This is a genomic window from Acetobacter farinalis, assembly GCF_011516935.1.
GTDB lineage: Bacteria > Pseudomonadota > Alphaproteobacteria > Acetobacterales > Acetobacteraceae > Acetobacter > Acetobacter farinalis.
The window spans coordinates 636,834-651,942 of the sequence record NZ_WOTF01000001.1; the positions used below are offsets into that span (position 1 = coordinate 636,834).

The following is a 15,109-nucleotide window of genomic DNA, read 5'->3' on the forward strand; positions in this document are numbered from 1 at the left end:
GCCCTGCCTTGCAGGCGGGCGGATGGTGTTGAAGCCCGACTCACTGGGGTTCGGGCTGGCAGCCGTATTTTTGGTCAGGCTTTTTGGGTGGCATGAAGCAGGCGGTCTTATCTTTTTTTCGAGGTGGCGGTTCCGCCCTGCCGGGCTATCGGCTGGCGCTGGCGGCAACGCTTCTCTGGACAGGTTTTTTCATTGTCCTGCCGCTTTGCGCGCTGGTCATCCGCCCGTGGCAGGATGGCGTGGGTGCCATGCTGGCCGCGACGCGCGACACGCGGATGTTTGCGGCTCTCTGGACCAGCTTTTCCAGCGCCTTTCTGGCTGCGCTGTTTAACCTGCCGCTTGGGCTGCTGCTGGCATGGGCTCTGGTGCGGGGCGATTTGCCGGGGCGCAGGGTGGCGGATGCCCTGATTGATCTGCCTCTTGCTCTGCCCACCGCAGTTTCCGGCATTACGCTGGCAACATTGTATGGCCCGCAAGGCTGGATTGGTGCGCCGCTGGCCCGCCTCGGGCTGGTTGTGGCCTACAGCCGCACCGGCATTGTGCTGGCGCTGATGTTCGTTGGTCTGCCTTTTGTGGTGCGCACGGTTGAACCTGTGCTGAAAAACCTGCCGCGTGATCTGGAAGAAGCAGCACTGCTTCTTGGGGCCAGACCTTGGCAGGTAGTCACGCGTGTGATTATCGCCCCGCTGCTGCCTGCGCTGGTAACCGGGTTCGGTCTGGCTTTTGCGCGGGGCGTGGGGGAATATGGCTCGGTTATCTTCATTGCGGGCAATCAGCCTTTCAAAAGTGAAATTGCTCCGCTGCTGATTGTTGTCCGGTTGCAGGAATTCGATTATGCGGGCGCTACGGCCATTGCGCTGATCCTGCTGCTCACGTCCCTGCTCGCTCTGGTGCTGGTCAGCGCGGTGCGCAGGCGGCTGTCCGTGTGGGGGGACGCCGGATGAGGCGTTATGCTCTCTGGGCTGCAACATGGGGGCTGATTGCCCTGGTGCTGCTCATGCCCCCCGCCGTGGTGGTGGCCGAGGCCCTGAAAAATGGTCTGGCCCCTGCTCTTGCGTCCTTTTCCGATCCGGATGGACAGGCGGCAATCTGGCTCACGCTGGAGGTCACGGTTGTCTCCGTGCTGCTCAATACCGTCTTTGGTGTTCTGGCGGCGTGGGTGCTGACAAAATACCGTTTTTCCGGTCGCTCTGCCCTGCTGGTGCTGGTTGAGCTGCCGCTGAGTATCTCCCCGGTGGTGTCGGGCCTTGTCTGGCTCCTGCTGTTTGGCGCGCAGGGCTGGTGGGGCCCCGCGCTGGAGCGGGCGGGTGTGCATATTGCCTTTGCCGTGCCGGGTATCATGCTGGCTACCGTGTTTGTCACTCTTCCCTACGTGGTTCGTACCCTTGTGCCCCTGATGGAGCAGCAGGGGCGTGATGCGGAAGAGGCCGCCATGCTGGCGGGAGCCGGGTTCTGGAACATTTTGTGGCGGGTTACGCTCCCCGGTGCGCGGGTGGCCCTGTTCTCGGGCATTCTGCTCACAACGGCGCGGGCCATGGGTGAGTTTGGCGCGGTTTCTGTTGTGTCGGGCCACATTCCCGGCCTGACTGAAACCATGCCGCTGCATATTGAAAGTCTTTATAATGGGTATCAGACCGTTGCGGCCTTCACGATGGCGGCCTTGCTCGCCGGAATGGCGATGATGGCCGTGCTGCTCCGCTCCGCGCCGGAGTATCTGGCCCGCTGGAAGGAGAAGCAGGCATGAGTGTGCAGGTTGAAAATCTGGTGCGCCATGCGCCGGGCAGCACGCGGCGCCTGCTGGATGATGTTTCCCTGACTGTGCCCACCGGCGCGTTTGTGGCGCTGGTCGGCCCCTCTGGCGCGGGGAAAACCACCCTGCTTCGCGCGATTGCCGGGCTGGATACGTTTGAGCACGGAACACTTCTGCTGGACGGCCAAGGCATGGGGTCCATGCGTGACCGTGCCCGTAAAATTGGCTTTGTCTTCCAGAATTACGCGCTTTTTCCGCATATGACGGTGGCACGGAACATTGCCTTCGGGTTGGATGTGCTGCCGCGTTCAGAGCGCCCGACCCGCTCCGCAAGTGCAGCCCGCGTGCAGGATCTGCTGGAGCTGATGCAGATTCCCGATGCCGGGCCGTCTTACCCTGCCCGGCTTTCTGGCGGGCAGAGGCAGCGAGTGGCTCTGGCCCGTGCACTGGCAACAGGCCCGAAATTGCTGCTGCTGGATGAACCGTTTGGCGCGCTGGACCCCATTGTGCGGCGCTCTATTCGTACATGGCTGAAGGCCCTGCATGAGCGGCTTGGGCTGACAACCATTCTGGTCACGCATGATCAGGATGAGGCCGTGGAAATAGCAGACCGCATTGTGGTGATGCAGGGCGGCCGGATTGTGCAGGACGCCACGCCGGAAGTCCTGAACCAGAACCCGCAGACAGCCTTTGTCATGGAATTTCTTGGCGAGGCATCGTCTTTTTCCGGGACGGTGCGGGATGGCCTGATGGTGCCGGATGAAGCTGGCGTGCTGCCTTTCCCTGTTGCCGCGAGCGTTTCCCCCGGCCCTGTGACAGCTATGCTGCGCCCCTATGAAATTCAGGTGCGTCCGGGTGTGGAAGGAGGCCCGGCTGTTGTGTTTTCCGCGGACGGCGCACGGAACGGATACCGGCACTACAAGGCCCATCTGGCGGACCGCCTTATTCCCTTCTGGGTGCCGGATTATGCGGGAAACCCTGTAGAGGGGCAGGCATCCGGCCTGCTGGATATCAGCCGGGCAAGACTGTTCCGGGAGGGCCAGCGGTGCGGGTGACCGTACTGGCATAGCAGGAGAGAGTATTGCGCCGCGCCGCGTAGTATTTATTTTACAATCACTCGTTTTGATCCGTGGTATATTGATGCCTTGCCTCGGGTCATGTAGATTTCTTCTCAGGGGTCATTCCGGAAAGGGATATACCGTGGACCGTAGAAACAGTCGCCGGGATGCCGAAGGCTCCAGCGTCATTACCGCCAATCGTCTTCTTGATGGCCGCATTGTCTGGCTGGGTGAGGATGGCCAGTGGCGGATCCTGATTGAAGAGGCCAGACTCTTTCCCAACAGCGCGGTTGAGGACGTTCTGAAGGCCTGTAACGCCCGTGCGCAGGATGATGCTCTGGTCGGGATTTATGGCGTTCAGGTGGTCCGCACGGCCTCTGGCCTTCAGCCTGTAACCAGCCGGGAGCGTATTCGTGCGGCTGGCCCCAGCGTCCATCCGGAATTCAGCCCGGACTGGCAGATGGCCCAGTCCGCGGTACATGCCTGAACAGAACGATCAGAATTGGCTTTTTCCATGTCTCACTCGCCATCTTCTCCCCTGCCCGTCGGGCATTATGCTTATGATGATGTTGACCGTACGTTTCTGAAGCAGCGCGTTGCCCAGTTCCGTGATCAGGTTGAACGCCGCCTTTCCGGTGCGTTGACAGAGGAAGAGTTCAAGCCGCTCCGGCTCATGAACGGCCTCTATCTTCAGCTCCATGCCTACATGCTGCGGATTGCCATCCCCTATGGGGTGATCAGTGCGCGGCAGATGCGCACATTGGCGCATATTGCCCGCACGTATGACAGGGATTACGGGCATTTCACAACGCGCCAGAATATCCAGTTCAACTGGATCAAGCTGGAACAGGCCCCCGAAATCCTGAATGTTCTGGCGGATGCGGACATGCACGCCATACAGACAAGCGGGAACTGCATCCGGAACGTGACGGCCGATCAGTTTGCAGGCGCTGCGGTGGATGAAGTGCTGGACCCGCGTGTGTATGCGGAAATCCTGCGGCAGTGGTCCACCCTGCATCCGGAGTTCACCTTCCTCCCCCGCAAGTTCAAGATTGCCGTCTCCGGCAGCAGGCAGGACCGCGTGGCGGCGCGCTTCCATGATATCGGGCTGATCGCGCATGCAGGTGAGAACGGTCGCCCTGTGTTTGAAGTCCTTGTAGGGGGCGGGCTGGGGCGCACGCCTGCTGTTGGCGTAAGGCTGCGGGATGATCTGCCGGAAGAGGATCTGATTGCGTATCTCGAAGCCATTCTGCGTGTGTATAACGCGCATGGGCGGCGGGATAATATCTACAAGGCCCGGATCAAAATTCTGGTGCAGGCCCTTGGCGCGGAAGAATTCCTCTCTCAGGTGAATGCGGAATTCGCGGCAATGGATCGTGCGCGCTACCGCCTGCCCGAAGCGGTGGTTGAGGCCATCCGTGCACGTTTTGGCGCGCCGGTTTTTGCCCCTGCGGGAGATGCTGAAGCAAAACTGGCGGCCCAGCGGAAGGCGGACCGGGCGTTTGATGCATGGGTCAGCACGAATAGCCACCCTCACAAACAGCCCGGCTATGCGTCCGTTACTGTCTCCTGCAAGCCTGCGGGTGGAATTCCGGGGGATGTGACATCCGCCCAGATGGACCTGCTGGCTGATCTGGCGGAGCAGTACAGCTTTGGCGAACTGCGTATCACGCACCTGCAGAATGTGGTTCTGGGGCATGTCCGGCAGGATGCGCTGTATGAAGTCTGGCAGGCGCTGGAGAAAAACGGTCTGGGGACTGCGAATATCGGCTTCGTGACCGATATCGTGGCCTGCCCGGGGCTTGATTATTGCTCGCTGGCGAATGCACGCGCCATCCCTATTGCCCAGAAGCTGAGTGCGCGTTTTGCAAACCCCGATCTGCAACGGGAAATCGGGCCGCTGCGGCTGAATATTTCCGGCTGTATCAATGCTTGCGGCCATCACCATGCCGGGCATATCGGCATTCTGGGGGTTGATAAACGGGGTGAGGAAGCCTTCCAGATCACTCTGGGCGGCAGTTCCGGAGACAAAGGCGCCTCTATTGGGCAAATTCTGGGGTCAGCCATGTCGGAAGAGGAAACGGTTGATGCAATCGCCCGGATCATTGATACGTATCTTGCCAGAAGGACGGCGGGTGAGCAGTTTATTGAAACGTGCCGCCGTTTAGGCACAGCACCATTCAAGGACGCCGCATATGCCCCTGCTTGAGAACGGCCAGATACTCCCGGACACATGGCAGGTGGCTGCTGAAGGTGAACCTCTCCCGGCGGGGGATGTTCTGGTACCGCTGGCGCGGCTTTCTGAAGGGCTGGGCCGGAACAGTGAGGGACGGCTGGGTGTTGTGCTGACATCCTCTGATGAGGTTGAGGATCTGCGTGATGTCCTGCCCCGGCTGGATGTTGTGCTGCTGACATTCCCGGTGTTTCGGGATGGCCGGCCTTTTACGCAGGCCCGGACCCTGCGCGAGCATCTGCAGTTCAAGGGGGCTATCCGTGCGGGGGGCCATATCCTGCCGGACCAGTATGAATTTCTGCTCCGCTGCGGCGTGACGGCGGTGGTTCTGCCTGAGGGGGCCGATCCGGCTGTCTGGCAGAAAGCGCATGAGGCCTTCACGGTGGCGTATCAGCCCTCCATACTGGCTGAACCGGCGGAAGGATTTGCCTTCAGGCGGAGGCTGCTCTAGCGCGGAGGGGCTGACGTCGTGGCACGCCGTCTGCTTTCTCCGGGGTCTTTTGTTCGCAAAATTCTTGTCGGTACAATCCGGGGGTATCTTGGTTTTGCCCTGCGCACAACGCGCTGGACAATCAGTGTTGAGCCGGAGGCCCGCCGGGTTCTGACATGCGAGGATGGCCGGACGGGCGTGGTTGCCTTCTGGCACGAAGTTCTGCCCCTTACCCCCGCCTTGTGGTGGTGGGCGGAACCACAAAATCCGGCCATGCGCCTGCATGTGCTCATCAGCCGCAATCAGGATGGGCGGTTGATTGCCGATATTGTCGGGAAATGGCGGATCTGGTCCATTGCCGGTTCATCCGACACACGGGGTAAAGACAAGGGTGGTGCAGCCGCCTTGCGGCGCATGCGGGCCAGATTACGACACGGTGGTATTGTTGCCATTACGCCCGATGGCCCCCGGGGGCCACGCAGGCAGGCCCAGCAGGGGGCGACGGCTGTGGCCGCTCTTGCCAGAAGGCCAATTGTTCCGGTTGGGGCAACCTGCCTGAGTATTCGCCTGAAATCATGGGATAAAATGATCGTGCCGTTGCCGTTTGGGCGCGGTTATCTGGTGTGTGGTGCACCGCTGCTGCTCCCGCGCGAGAAAGAGGCTGACCCCGAGCATAGTGCAGACCGCCTTCTGGCCGAGGCCATTACGCGGGTCACGACGGAGGCCGAGCAGTTTTCGGGCGCTCATCCGGGGTGGCGGCAGGAAAAACTCTGGCTTGCCCCCTTGTCTCTCCAGCCATCACGAGTGTGGAGTGCCGTGGCGACTGCTCTGGCCCCGCTCCTGCCCTTTCTGCTGCGCTGGCGGCAGACACGCGGCAAGGAGAGTCCGGGCCGCGTGCGGGAGAAAATGGGGTTTGCATCCCGGCAGCGGCCGCCGGGGCCGCTGGTGTGGTTCCATGCCGCCAGTGTGGGAGAAGTGGTTTCCATTCTTCCGCTGGTGGAAATCTGTCTGGCAAAAAATGCCGCACTTACCGCGCTGGTCACAACCGGCACGGTCACGGCTGCGAGCCTGCTGCAGCAGCGTCTTACGCATCCGCGGCTGGTGCATCAGTTTGTCCCGCTCGATGTTCCGCGTTGGGGGCGGCGTTTTCTGGCGCACTGGCAACCACAGGCGGTGGTTTTTACAGAAAGTGAACTCTGGCCGAACCTGATCGGTCTGTGCCACCAGCAGGCTGTGCCTGTGGCGTTGGTTAATGGACGCATGTCCGGGCGTTCGTTCCGGGGGTGGCTGAAGCTGCGGCCTGTCGCGCGGCGGATGCTGGAACGCTTTGCCTGGATCGCACCGCGTTCCGAAGAGGATTCCGAGCGCTTCCGTCGTCTTGGCGCGCGCTCTCTGCTGGCGGCCGGAGATATCAAGACCGCAGCTCCGGCTTTGCCGGTTGATCCGGCGGCCTTGCAGGCTGTCACGCAGCAGCTTGCCGGGCGGCCGGTTTTTCTGGCGGCGTCTACGCACGAAGGAGAGGAAGAGAGGATATGGCAGGCCGCTCAAAGCCTTCGTGCCAGTTTTCCTTCTCTGTTGACCATTCTTGTGCCCCGTCATCCTGAACGGGGGGCGGCGGTCAGCGCGATTTGTGGTGGCGCGCCCCGCCGTGCGCTGGGGCAGTTCCCGGCCCGGACGGATGCTGTGTGGGTGTGTGACACGCTGGGAGAACTGGGGCTGTTTTACCGGCTGGCCGAAGTGGTGTTTCTCGGCAACAGCCTGCCGGATGTCCGGAACGGCGGCGGCGGGCATAATCCGTTTGAACCGGCGCGGCTGGACTGTGCGCTGGCCACCGGGCCTCTGACCCAGAATTTTCATGAAGCCTTTGCTGTTCTTGGCAAAAGCGTTGCGTCTGTCTCGACGGCTTCAGACCTTGCAGGCTGGGTTGCCACACTGCTGAAGCACCCGGACCAGCGTGAAGCACGGGCGGCAGAAGCGCGGGCCGTGGCAACGGCCAACACGGCTTTACCGGAGGAACTGGCCGAAAAAGTTCTGGGGCTTCTGTCATCATGAGCAGTCCTCGCATCTCCCGGTCCCCTCGTTTCCAACCGCGCCGTTTCTGGCCGCCCCTTTTCTGGACAAATCCCGAGGCCAGATGTCTTCCCGGCCTGCTGTGGCCAGCTTCTGCCCTTGTGGCGGCCTGTGCGGCGGCACGGCAGAAAAAGCCAGGCTGGAAAGCGCCCGTGCCGGTGCTGTGCTGTGGCAATATCTCTGTAGGCGGCACGGGCAAGACGACGGTGGTGCTGGACATTGTGGCCCGCCTGCAAAAACGGGGAGTTGCCGTTCATGCCCTGACGCGCGGCTATGGCGGGCGCATTAAAACCACGACGCAGGTGGACGCTGCCCGACACACGGCACAGGATGTGGGGGATGAAGCCCTGCTGCTGGCCCAGTGCTGCCCCACATGGGTTGGGGGAGATCGGGCTGCATCCGCCAGGGCGGCGGTAGCTGCCGGAGCCGCATGCCTGATCATGGATGATGGATTTCAGAATCCGGGCCTGCACAAGGATATGTCCCTGCTTGTGGTGGATGGCGTGGCAGGGCTTGGCAATGGGCATGTACTCCCGGCCGGACCCTTGCGGGAAAAGCCCGAGAATGCGCTGCGTCGGGCTTCGGCTGTTCTGCTCATCGGGGAGGATGAGACCGGCGTTCTGGAGCGTTATGCTCCGGTTCTGCCTTCCGTCCTGCAGGCGCGCCTGCAAACCGGGCAGGATGTGGAGGCCCTGCGGGGTACGCGCTGCATTGCGTTCGCAGGGTTGGGGCGGCCATCCAAATTTTTTGAAGGGTTGAGGGAGGCCGGGGTGAGCCCCGTTCAGTGTCTCGCTTTTCCGGATCATTATTTTTATACAGATCAGGATATGACCCACCTTGTTTCTCTGGCCCGCGAGGCCGATGCGCAGCTTGTCACCACCCCCAAGGATACAGTGCGGTTTCCCCCAGCGTTCAGAAAACAGCTCCGGACAGTGGGGGTTGGCCTGTTCTGGCAGGATCAGGCCGCGCCGGAGGCCCTGCTTGACCGGCTTTTAAATCCGGTGCGGGCATGAGTGCTGTGAAAATTACTGCCCTGATGCGGCTGGAAGCCTGTGTTGCCCGGGCTGTGCTCCGGGTGTTTCTGCGTATGGGGCCTGTGCGGGCGTCCAATGTCGCCGGGCGGGTCTGCCGGTTTATCGGCCCTCTTTTGCCTGTATCCGGCATAGCGGACACAAACCTGCGTCTGGCCATGCCGGACCTGAAAGCTGCCGAGCGGGCGCGGATTATTCGCGGGGTCTGGGAAAATCTGGGCCGTACGGTGGGGGAGCTTCCGCATCTTTCCAGCTTGCAGGAAAATACGCCCACGGGGCCGGGTTTTGAAGTTCAGGGCGCGGAGTATCTGGAAGAGCAGGCCCGGCGGGGCGGCCCGGTCCTGTTTGTTTCCGGTCATATCGGAAACTGGGAAATGCTGCCTCCCGGCGTGGCCCGGCATGGCACACCGTTTGCATCCTTTTACCGGGCCGCGGGAAACCCGTTGATTGATGGCATGATCCGCGCCCTGCGGGATACGGCGATGGCCCCTACTCCCATGCCGCTTTTTGCCAAGGGCGCACGCGGCGCGCGAGAGGCGCTGGCCTATGTCTCCAAAGGCGGGCGGCTGGGCATGTTGGTGGACCAGAAAATGAATGATGGTGTTGAAGCCACGTTTTTTGGTCTCCCCGCCATGACGGCTCCGGCACTGGCGGCCATGGCGCTCCGGTATCGCTGCCCGGTGATTCCCGGCTATGTCGAACGCCTCGGCCCGGCCCGGTTCCGAATTGTTGTAGAGCCGCCCATGGAGCTTCCCGATACGGGAGACAAAAAGCAGGACCTGCATATCATGGTGCAGCGCGTGAATGACAGGCTGGAAAGCTGGATCAGGCGTAAACCTGAAAGCTGGCTCTGGCTGCATCGGCGCTGGCCGAAAGCGCTTTACAAGTAAAAACAGCAGGCGGATGCAGGCTGCCTTCTGCGGAGCGTTATCTGCCAGACGCGGCAGAAAGGCAGTCGCTTCCATGCAGGCTTCGGGATATGGTGCGCCAGATTATGCGTTAACCCGGAGTTATTTCGTATGCCGCCAGTCAGCCCAGCCTTAGCCTCCCGTCTCGAAGCCGCCCGGGCCGTGGTGCAGGATGCAGCCCGTCTGGCCATGTCCATGCGCCCTGCCCCGGGTCGCCCGGCAGGAACGCAGAAATCCGCGCAGGACTGGCTGACAGAAACCGATGGCGCGGTGGAAAATTTTATTGCCGCTCGCATGCAGGCGCTCTTCCCGGATGACGGGTTTCAGGGGGAAGAAGGCGGCGTTGCGCGTGAGGGCGGCCTGCGCTGGGTTGTGGACCCGATTGACGGCACATCCAACTATGCGCGCGGGCGGAACCGCTGGTGTGTTTCTCTGGGTTTGCTGGAGGGGGATGAACCTGTTGCCGGGGTTATTGAGGCTCCGGCGCTGGGAGAGGTCTACACCGCTCTGCGCGGTCATGGGGCCTTCCTCAACGGGAAGCGGATTCAGGCGTCCCCGGTGAAGGACCCGGCCAGCGCCATGATTGAAATGGGCTGGAGCAACCGCGTTCCCAAACCGGTTTTTATAGAAAAGATAGATGCAATCATGGCGCTTGGGGCCATGCCCCGTTCTGGTGGCTCCGGGGCGCTCGCGCTGGCGGATGTGGCCTGCGGGCGTCTGGATGGCTATATCGAAATCGTTATCAATCTGTGGGATGTCGCCGCGGCTCTTCCGCTGCTGGCTGAAGCCGGAGCGTGTGTCTCCCCGTTCCTGCGTGAGGGCGGGCTGACAGGCCCGGCGACCATTCTGGCGGCAAACCCCCATATTGCGCAGGCTCTTTCCTCTGCCGTGGGGATTGCGCTCGATTAATAACGGGCCAAGGATGGCCTTCGGGCCATTCTGCCGCCACAAACCATGCTTACGGTTGGCCAGTACTATAGGTCATCTGATTCAGGCCATCATGGAGACCATCAGAATGCGGTCAGTTTACCGTTTTTCGTTCTTTCCTCTCGCTCTGGGGATGGCTGCAGCACTGACCTGCGCTCCACTAACGGCTCAGGCGGCTGATACGGAGCAGACGCTTGTCGATAAGGCAGCGCTGACGGTGCAGGATATTTTTGCGGGCGCCACGCCACAGAGCAATGTGGCCATCAATCTGGGCAAGGCTCGGGCTGTTATGGTGTGCCCGTCCATTTTCCAGATGTCTATTGCCTTCGGTGGTGCGGGTGGTGGTTGCCTGCTGCTGGCGCGTGATGCGCGTGGCTCATGGTCCGACCCTGCATTTTATACGCTCAGCACGGCATCGGTGGGGATTCAGTTCGGCGTTCAGAATTCCCAGGCCATCTTTTTTGTCATGACGGATCGTGGCCTGCAGGCCCTGCTGGATAGTCAGTTCCAGTTTGGTGCCAATGCGGGGGCTTCCTTTGCGACCATGAGCAGCAATGTTGAACGTGGCACAGCCGGGGTCAGCAATACGGATATTCTTGTTGCCCAGAAATCACAGGGGGTGTTTGCCGGGGCCGCTCTGGGTGGCACCAAGCTGACAGTCAACAGTGATGCCAACCGCGCCTACTACAAGCAGGCGGTTGGCCCGGAAGACATTGTTGTTTCCATGCGCGTGAATAACCCCGGGGCGGACCCTCTACGGAGTGTCCTTATGCGTTACGGCAAGATGGCTCCTGCTACCACGACAAGCGTTAAAGCGGCCTCGGCCCAGCGTAGTGGTGGTGCAGCAAGTGCGGATACGCTTTCCAGTGACAATGTCAGTACGCCTAGTACGGGGCGTCTGGGGAGTGTGCAGCACGAAAATCTGGCACCGATAGCCCCTCGGCACAGATAAGGCGTAGGGCGGTTATCGCCTGCCGTTTTTCACAGCCTCCTGCCCGTCATCCGGGGGGAGGTTCGGCAATACCCCCTATTCCTGAGGTGTAGGGGGATGGTCCGCCTCTTTCCTCTGCCGTAAGGCCTGCACGTTTTTATTGTGCTCTGTCAGGCTGGCTGCAAAGCTGTGCCCGCCCTGCCCGTTTGCCACAAAATACAGCATATCGCCCGTTGCCGGATGCGCCACAGCGTTCAGCGAGGAGAGGCCCGGAGCACAAATGGGCCCCGGCGGCAGGCCTGCAATACGATAGGTGTTGTAGGGATTGCTGATCTGAAGGTCCGCATGCGTCAGGGCGCGGCCAAGGGGTGCCGTGCCATTTGTCAGGGCGTAGATGACTGTCGGGTCAGTTTGCAGTTTCATGCCCAGCCGCAGGCGATTGATGAACACACGGGCCACCAGAGGGCGTTCGGCCGGGACAGCCGTTTCTTTTTCCACCAGAGATGCCAGTGTCAGAAACGCTGTTTCATCCGGAACTTCAGGCACGGGGGTACGCTGGTTCCAGATCGCCTGAACTGCTTTTGTCATGGCCGCCTGCGTCCGTTCCAGCAGGTTTTTCCGGCTGGTGTTTCGCAGATAGCTGTAGGTTTCCGGCATCACGCTGCCTTCGGGCGGCAGCGGTGCATCTTCGGTCAGGAAAGGGGCAGCCTGAAGCAGCGCCTGAATCTGGTGCGCGCTCAACCCTTCAGGAATAGTCAGCTTGTGCAGAACAGGCCGGCCATGCCGCATGATATGCAGGGCATCCCGCATGGAGACAGAGGCCGGAAAATGGAGTTCCGCAGCATGAAGCTGCCCGTCATGCCGGGTGAGCAGCACTGCGACCAGACACAGCCGCTCCGTCCAGAAACCGGACTGAAGAACGCCAGCCTGCTGAAGAGTATGGATGGTGCTCAGATAGTCGCCATGCGGGATGACGACATCACTGTCATGAAGAAGGGGGCCAGGATTTTTATAATCCTGCCATGCTTTAAAGGCTGTTCCCCCTGCCCCAAGAAGGAGCAGAAGGAACAGAACCGATAAGAACCTGCGCATATCGTCTTCTCTTTCCCTCCAGAGAGGGAAGGCCTGATTGCATCAGACGCGGCGCACAACCAAGCTGGCATTTGTGCCGCCAAAGCCGAAGCTGTTGGACAGGGCAACATTGATCTGCCGCTGCTGCGCTGTGTGCGCGACCCGGTCAATCACGCTCTCGCGTGAAGGATTATCGAGGTTAAGCGTAGGCGGTGCGACATTGTCACGAATGGCCAGCATGCAGAAAATGGCTTCAATCGCACCGGCAGCCCCGAGCAGATGCCCGGTTGACGATTTGGTTGAAGACATCGCCAGCGTGCGGGCATCATCCCCAAACAGGCGTTCAACGGCTTCAAGCTCAAGGTCATCCGCCATTGTGGAGGTGCCATGCGCATTGACATAGCCGATATCCGCAGGCGTAACCCCGGCACTTTTCAGAGCCGAACGCATGGCGCGATATGCACCATAGTGCCCTTCTGCGGGGGCCGTGATGTGATAGGCATCGCCTGACATGCCGTAACCCACGATTTCCGCGTAGATTTTGGCACCACGGGCCTTGGCGTGTTCGTACTCTTCCAGCACAACCACACCGGCACCTTCACCCATCACGAAGCCATCACGGTCCTTGTCCCACGGGCGGGAGGCTTTCTGCGGGGTTTCATTAAACCCGGTTGAAAGCGCCCGTGCGGAACAGAAACCGGCAATCCCCAGAGAGCAGACTGTTGCTTCTGCGCCACCTGCCACCATCACATCCGCATCACCGAACATGATGAGCCGCGCGGCATCACCAATGGCATGCACACCGGTTGCACAGGCGGTCACCACAGAATGGTTTGGCCCCTGAAACCCGTATTTGATGGAGACATGTCCGGAGACAAGGTTAATGAGAGCGGAAGGAATGAAGAAGGGGGAGAGACGCTTGGCGCGCCCTTCATGCACCGTGATGGAGGCGTCATAAATGGTCTGAAGACCACCAATGCCTGAGCCGATCATCACACCTGTGGCGCATTTATCTTCTTCAGTCTGAGGTTTCCAGCCGGAATCCTCCACAGCTTCAGTCGCTGCGACCAGTCCCATGTGAATGAAACGGTCCATCTTGCGCTGGTCCTTGGTCGGGACCCAGTCAGAAAGCGTCAGCTTCCCTTCTGAAGTAGGCCCTTCCGGAACCTGTCCCGCAACCTGCGCAGGCAGATCGCTCGGGTCAAAGTGCGTGATTCGACCAATCCCGCTTTCCCCTGCGATCAGACGTGACCATACGTTTTCGACACCGAGGCCCAGAGGCCCCACCATGCCCATACCGGTGACGACGACGCGTCTCCGGCCCGAATTTGCTCCGGCCGACTGCAACAAACCAGCCCGCTCCCCGCTTGAATCTGTCTGGCCCCTCAAGGACTGAGGGACCTTATTTTGGTCTGCAAGAAATAACGGCCTGACTCAGGCAGCTTTCTGCTTCTCGATGTAGTCAATCGCGTCTTTGACAGTGGCGATTTTCTCGGCAGCGTCTTCCGGAATCTCGACGTTGAAAGCTTCTTCGAAAGCCATCACGAGTTCAACGGTATCAAGGCTGTCTGCACCCAGATCGTCGATGAACGACGCTTCCGGCGTGACCTTGCTTTCCTCGACGCCGAGATGCTCGACCACAATTTTCTTAACCTTGTCAGCGATTTCGCTCATCTGTCTCTGCTTCCCATGTGCCCTGAAAATGAGGGCAAGTTATCAGGCGCTTAGTCTGCCAGTTTTGCCTGCCGCCGGAGAGCTGGAGCAGCGCTCCATGATCTTCCCGGTCAGCAGGGTTGCGGGCGCTTAGCACGTTTTTCCGGCTCACGCCAACATGAACCGGCTAACAGTATTCCGGATGTCTGCATCCAGATCCTTTACGGAGCCTCTCTGCCACATCCGAAAACATTTTGCACGACCTCTTGAAGCAATAGCTCCGCGAGCGTGCTTATACCATAGCCATCCCGCCATTAACATGCAGTGTGGCGCCTGTAACCCACCCGGCTTCTTCAGAGCACAGATAGAGCACGGCAGAGGCAACATCTTCAGGTTTGCCCAGGCGACCAAGCGGAATGGCGCTGGTCAGCTTTTCTTTTTGAGACTCCGGAAGGACGTCCGTCATGGGGGTCACAATAAAGCCCGGTGCCACGACATTGACTGTCACGCCGCGGGAGCCTGCTTCCTGCGCCAGAGACTTGCTCATGCCAACCATCCCGGCCTTGGCTGCGGAATAGTTCGCCTGACCGGCGTTGCCGGTTGTTCCAACCACAGAGGCAATATTGACAATACGGCCCGCGCGGCGGCGCAGCATGCCCTTCAGGGCGGCGCGGCACAGGCGGAAGGGAGAGGACAGGTCTACATTCAGAACCTGATCCCAATCCTGATCCTTCATGCGCAGGGCAAGGGTGTCCCGCGTCAGGCCGGCATTGTTGATCAGGATATCCAGCGGCGCACCGGAGACATCTTCGGCCTTGCTCACAAGCGCATCGGCTTCAGCCGCGTCAGACAGGTTGGCGGTGACATAAAATGCCCGCTCTCCGCCCAGTTCCGCCACCTGCTCCTGCAGCACCGCTTCCCGCGTGCCGGAGAGCACGACTGTCGCACCCTGCGCGTGCAGGACGGCCGCAATGGCGCGACCGATGCCGCCTGAAGCGCCCGTGACAAGCGCAGTTTTTCCATCAAGCCTGAACATATTATTCTATT

General features: G+C 60.6%; 15 protein-coding genes. 11 read left to right on the forward strand and 4 right to left on the reverse strand.

Annotation, left to right across the window (positions count from 1 at the left end; genetic code table 11):
* Positions 1 to 92 precede the first annotated feature (92 nt).
* From cysT to GOB82_RS02945, 11 genes are all read left to right on the forward strand, one after another.
* The gene (cysT, locus tag GOB82_RS02895; protein WP_166119300.1) at positions 93 to 944 is read left to right on the forward strand and encodes a sulfate ABC transporter permease subunit CysT; all 852 of its coding nucleotides are present in this window, start codon (positions 93 to 95) and stop codon (positions 942 to 944) included.
* Positions 941 to 1,744, forward strand: a complete 804-nt coding sequence (locus tag GOB82_RS02900) for a sulfate ABC transporter permease (protein WP_166119302.1) — start codon at positions 941 to 943, stop codon at positions 1,742 to 1,744. Before cysT ends, GOB82_RS02900 begins: the two co-directional genes overlap by 4 nt.
* Complete coding sequence (locus tag GOB82_RS02905) at positions 1,741 to 2,805, forward strand: sulfate/molybdate ABC transporter ATP-binding protein (RefSeq protein ID WP_166119305.1); 1,065 nt, start codon at positions 1,741 to 1,743, stop codon at positions 2,803 to 2,805. Before GOB82_RS02900 ends, GOB82_RS02905 begins: the two co-directional genes overlap by 4 nt.
* Before the next feature lie 145 nt (positions 2,806 to 2,950).
* Entirely contained in the window at positions 2,951 to 3,295 is a 345-nt protein-coding gene (locus tag GOB82_RS02910; protein WP_166119308.1) for a DUF2849 domain-containing protein, read from the forward strand.
* 27 nt (positions 3,296 to 3,322) lie between these two features.
* Positions 3,323 to 5,017, forward strand: coding sequence for a nitrite/sulfite reductase (locus tag GOB82_RS02915; RefSeq protein ID WP_166119310.1), 1,695 nt, complete (start codon positions 3,323 to 3,325; stop codon positions 5,015 to 5,017).
* Positions 5,004 to 5,492, forward strand: coding sequence for a DUF934 domain-containing protein (locus GOB82_RS02920; RefSeq protein ID WP_166119312.1), 489 nt, complete (start codon positions 5,004 to 5,006; stop codon positions 5,490 to 5,492). The genes GOB82_RS02915 and GOB82_RS02920 overlap by 14 nt, the downstream gene beginning before the upstream one ends.
* An 18-nt stretch (positions 5,493 to 5,510) precedes the next feature.
* Positions 5,511 to 7,523 (forward strand): glycosyltransferase N-terminal domain-containing protein, encoded by a 2,013-nt coding sequence (locus GOB82_RS02925; RefSeq protein ID WP_166119315.1) that lies wholly within the window; start codon positions 5,511 to 5,513, stop codon positions 7,521 to 7,523.
* Entirely contained in the window at positions 7,520 to 8,554 is a 1,035-nt protein-coding gene (lpxK, locus tag GOB82_RS02930; RefSeq protein WP_166119317.1) for a tetraacyldisaccharide 4'-kinase, read from the forward strand. Before GOB82_RS02925 ends, lpxK begins: the two co-directional genes overlap by 4 nt.
* The gene (locus tag GOB82_RS02935) at positions 8,551 to 9,462 is read left to right on the forward strand and encodes a lysophospholipid acyltransferase family protein (protein WP_166119320.1); all 912 of its coding nucleotides are present in this window, start codon (positions 8,551 to 8,553) and stop codon (positions 9,460 to 9,462) included. Before lpxK ends, GOB82_RS02935 begins: the two co-directional genes overlap by 4 nt.
* Positions 9,463 to 9,591: 129 nt before the next feature.
* Complete coding sequence (locus GOB82_RS02940) at positions 9,592 to 10,389, forward strand: inositol monophosphatase family protein (protein WP_166119322.1); 798 nt, start codon at positions 9,592 to 9,594, stop codon at positions 10,387 to 10,389.
* A 106-nt stretch (positions 10,390 to 10,495) separates the two neighbouring features.
* Entirely contained in the window at positions 10,496 to 11,359 is an 864-nt protein-coding gene (locus GOB82_RS02945; protein WP_377792116.1) for a lipid-binding SYLF domain-containing protein, read from the forward strand.
* Positions 11,360 to 11,434: 75 nt separating this feature from the next.
* On the opposite strand, the gene mltG is transcribed toward GOB82_RS02945, so the two are convergent.
* The 4 genes from mltG to fabG form a co-directional block, all read right to left on the reverse strand.
* Positions 11,435 to 12,430, reverse strand: coding sequence for an endolytic transglycosylase MltG (gene mltG / locus GOB82_RS02950; RefSeq protein WP_166119327.1), 996 nt, complete (start codon positions 12,428 to 12,430; stop codon positions 11,435 to 11,437).
* A gap of 42 nt (positions 12,431 to 12,472) precedes the next feature.
* A complete protein-coding gene (gene fabF / locus GOB82_RS02955; RefSeq protein WP_166119329.1) occupies positions 12,473 to 13,759 on the reverse strand; it encodes a beta-ketoacyl-ACP synthase II in 1,287 nt (428 codons plus the stop codon).
* A gap of 84 nt (positions 13,760 to 13,843) precedes the next feature.
* Positions 13,844 to 14,083, reverse strand: a complete 240-nt coding sequence (locus GOB82_RS02960; protein WP_006557907.1) for an acyl carrier protein — start codon at positions 14,081 to 14,083, stop codon at positions 13,844 to 13,846.
* Between the two features lie 271 nt (positions 14,084 to 14,354).
* On the reverse strand, positions 14,355 to 15,098 hold the full coding sequence (gene fabG, locus GOB82_RS02965) for a 3-oxoacyl-[acyl-carrier-protein] reductase (RefSeq protein WP_166119332.1): 744 nt from the start codon (positions 15,096 to 15,098) through the stop codon (positions 14,355 to 14,357).
* Between the last annotated feature and the right edge of the window lie 11 nt (positions 15,099 to 15,109).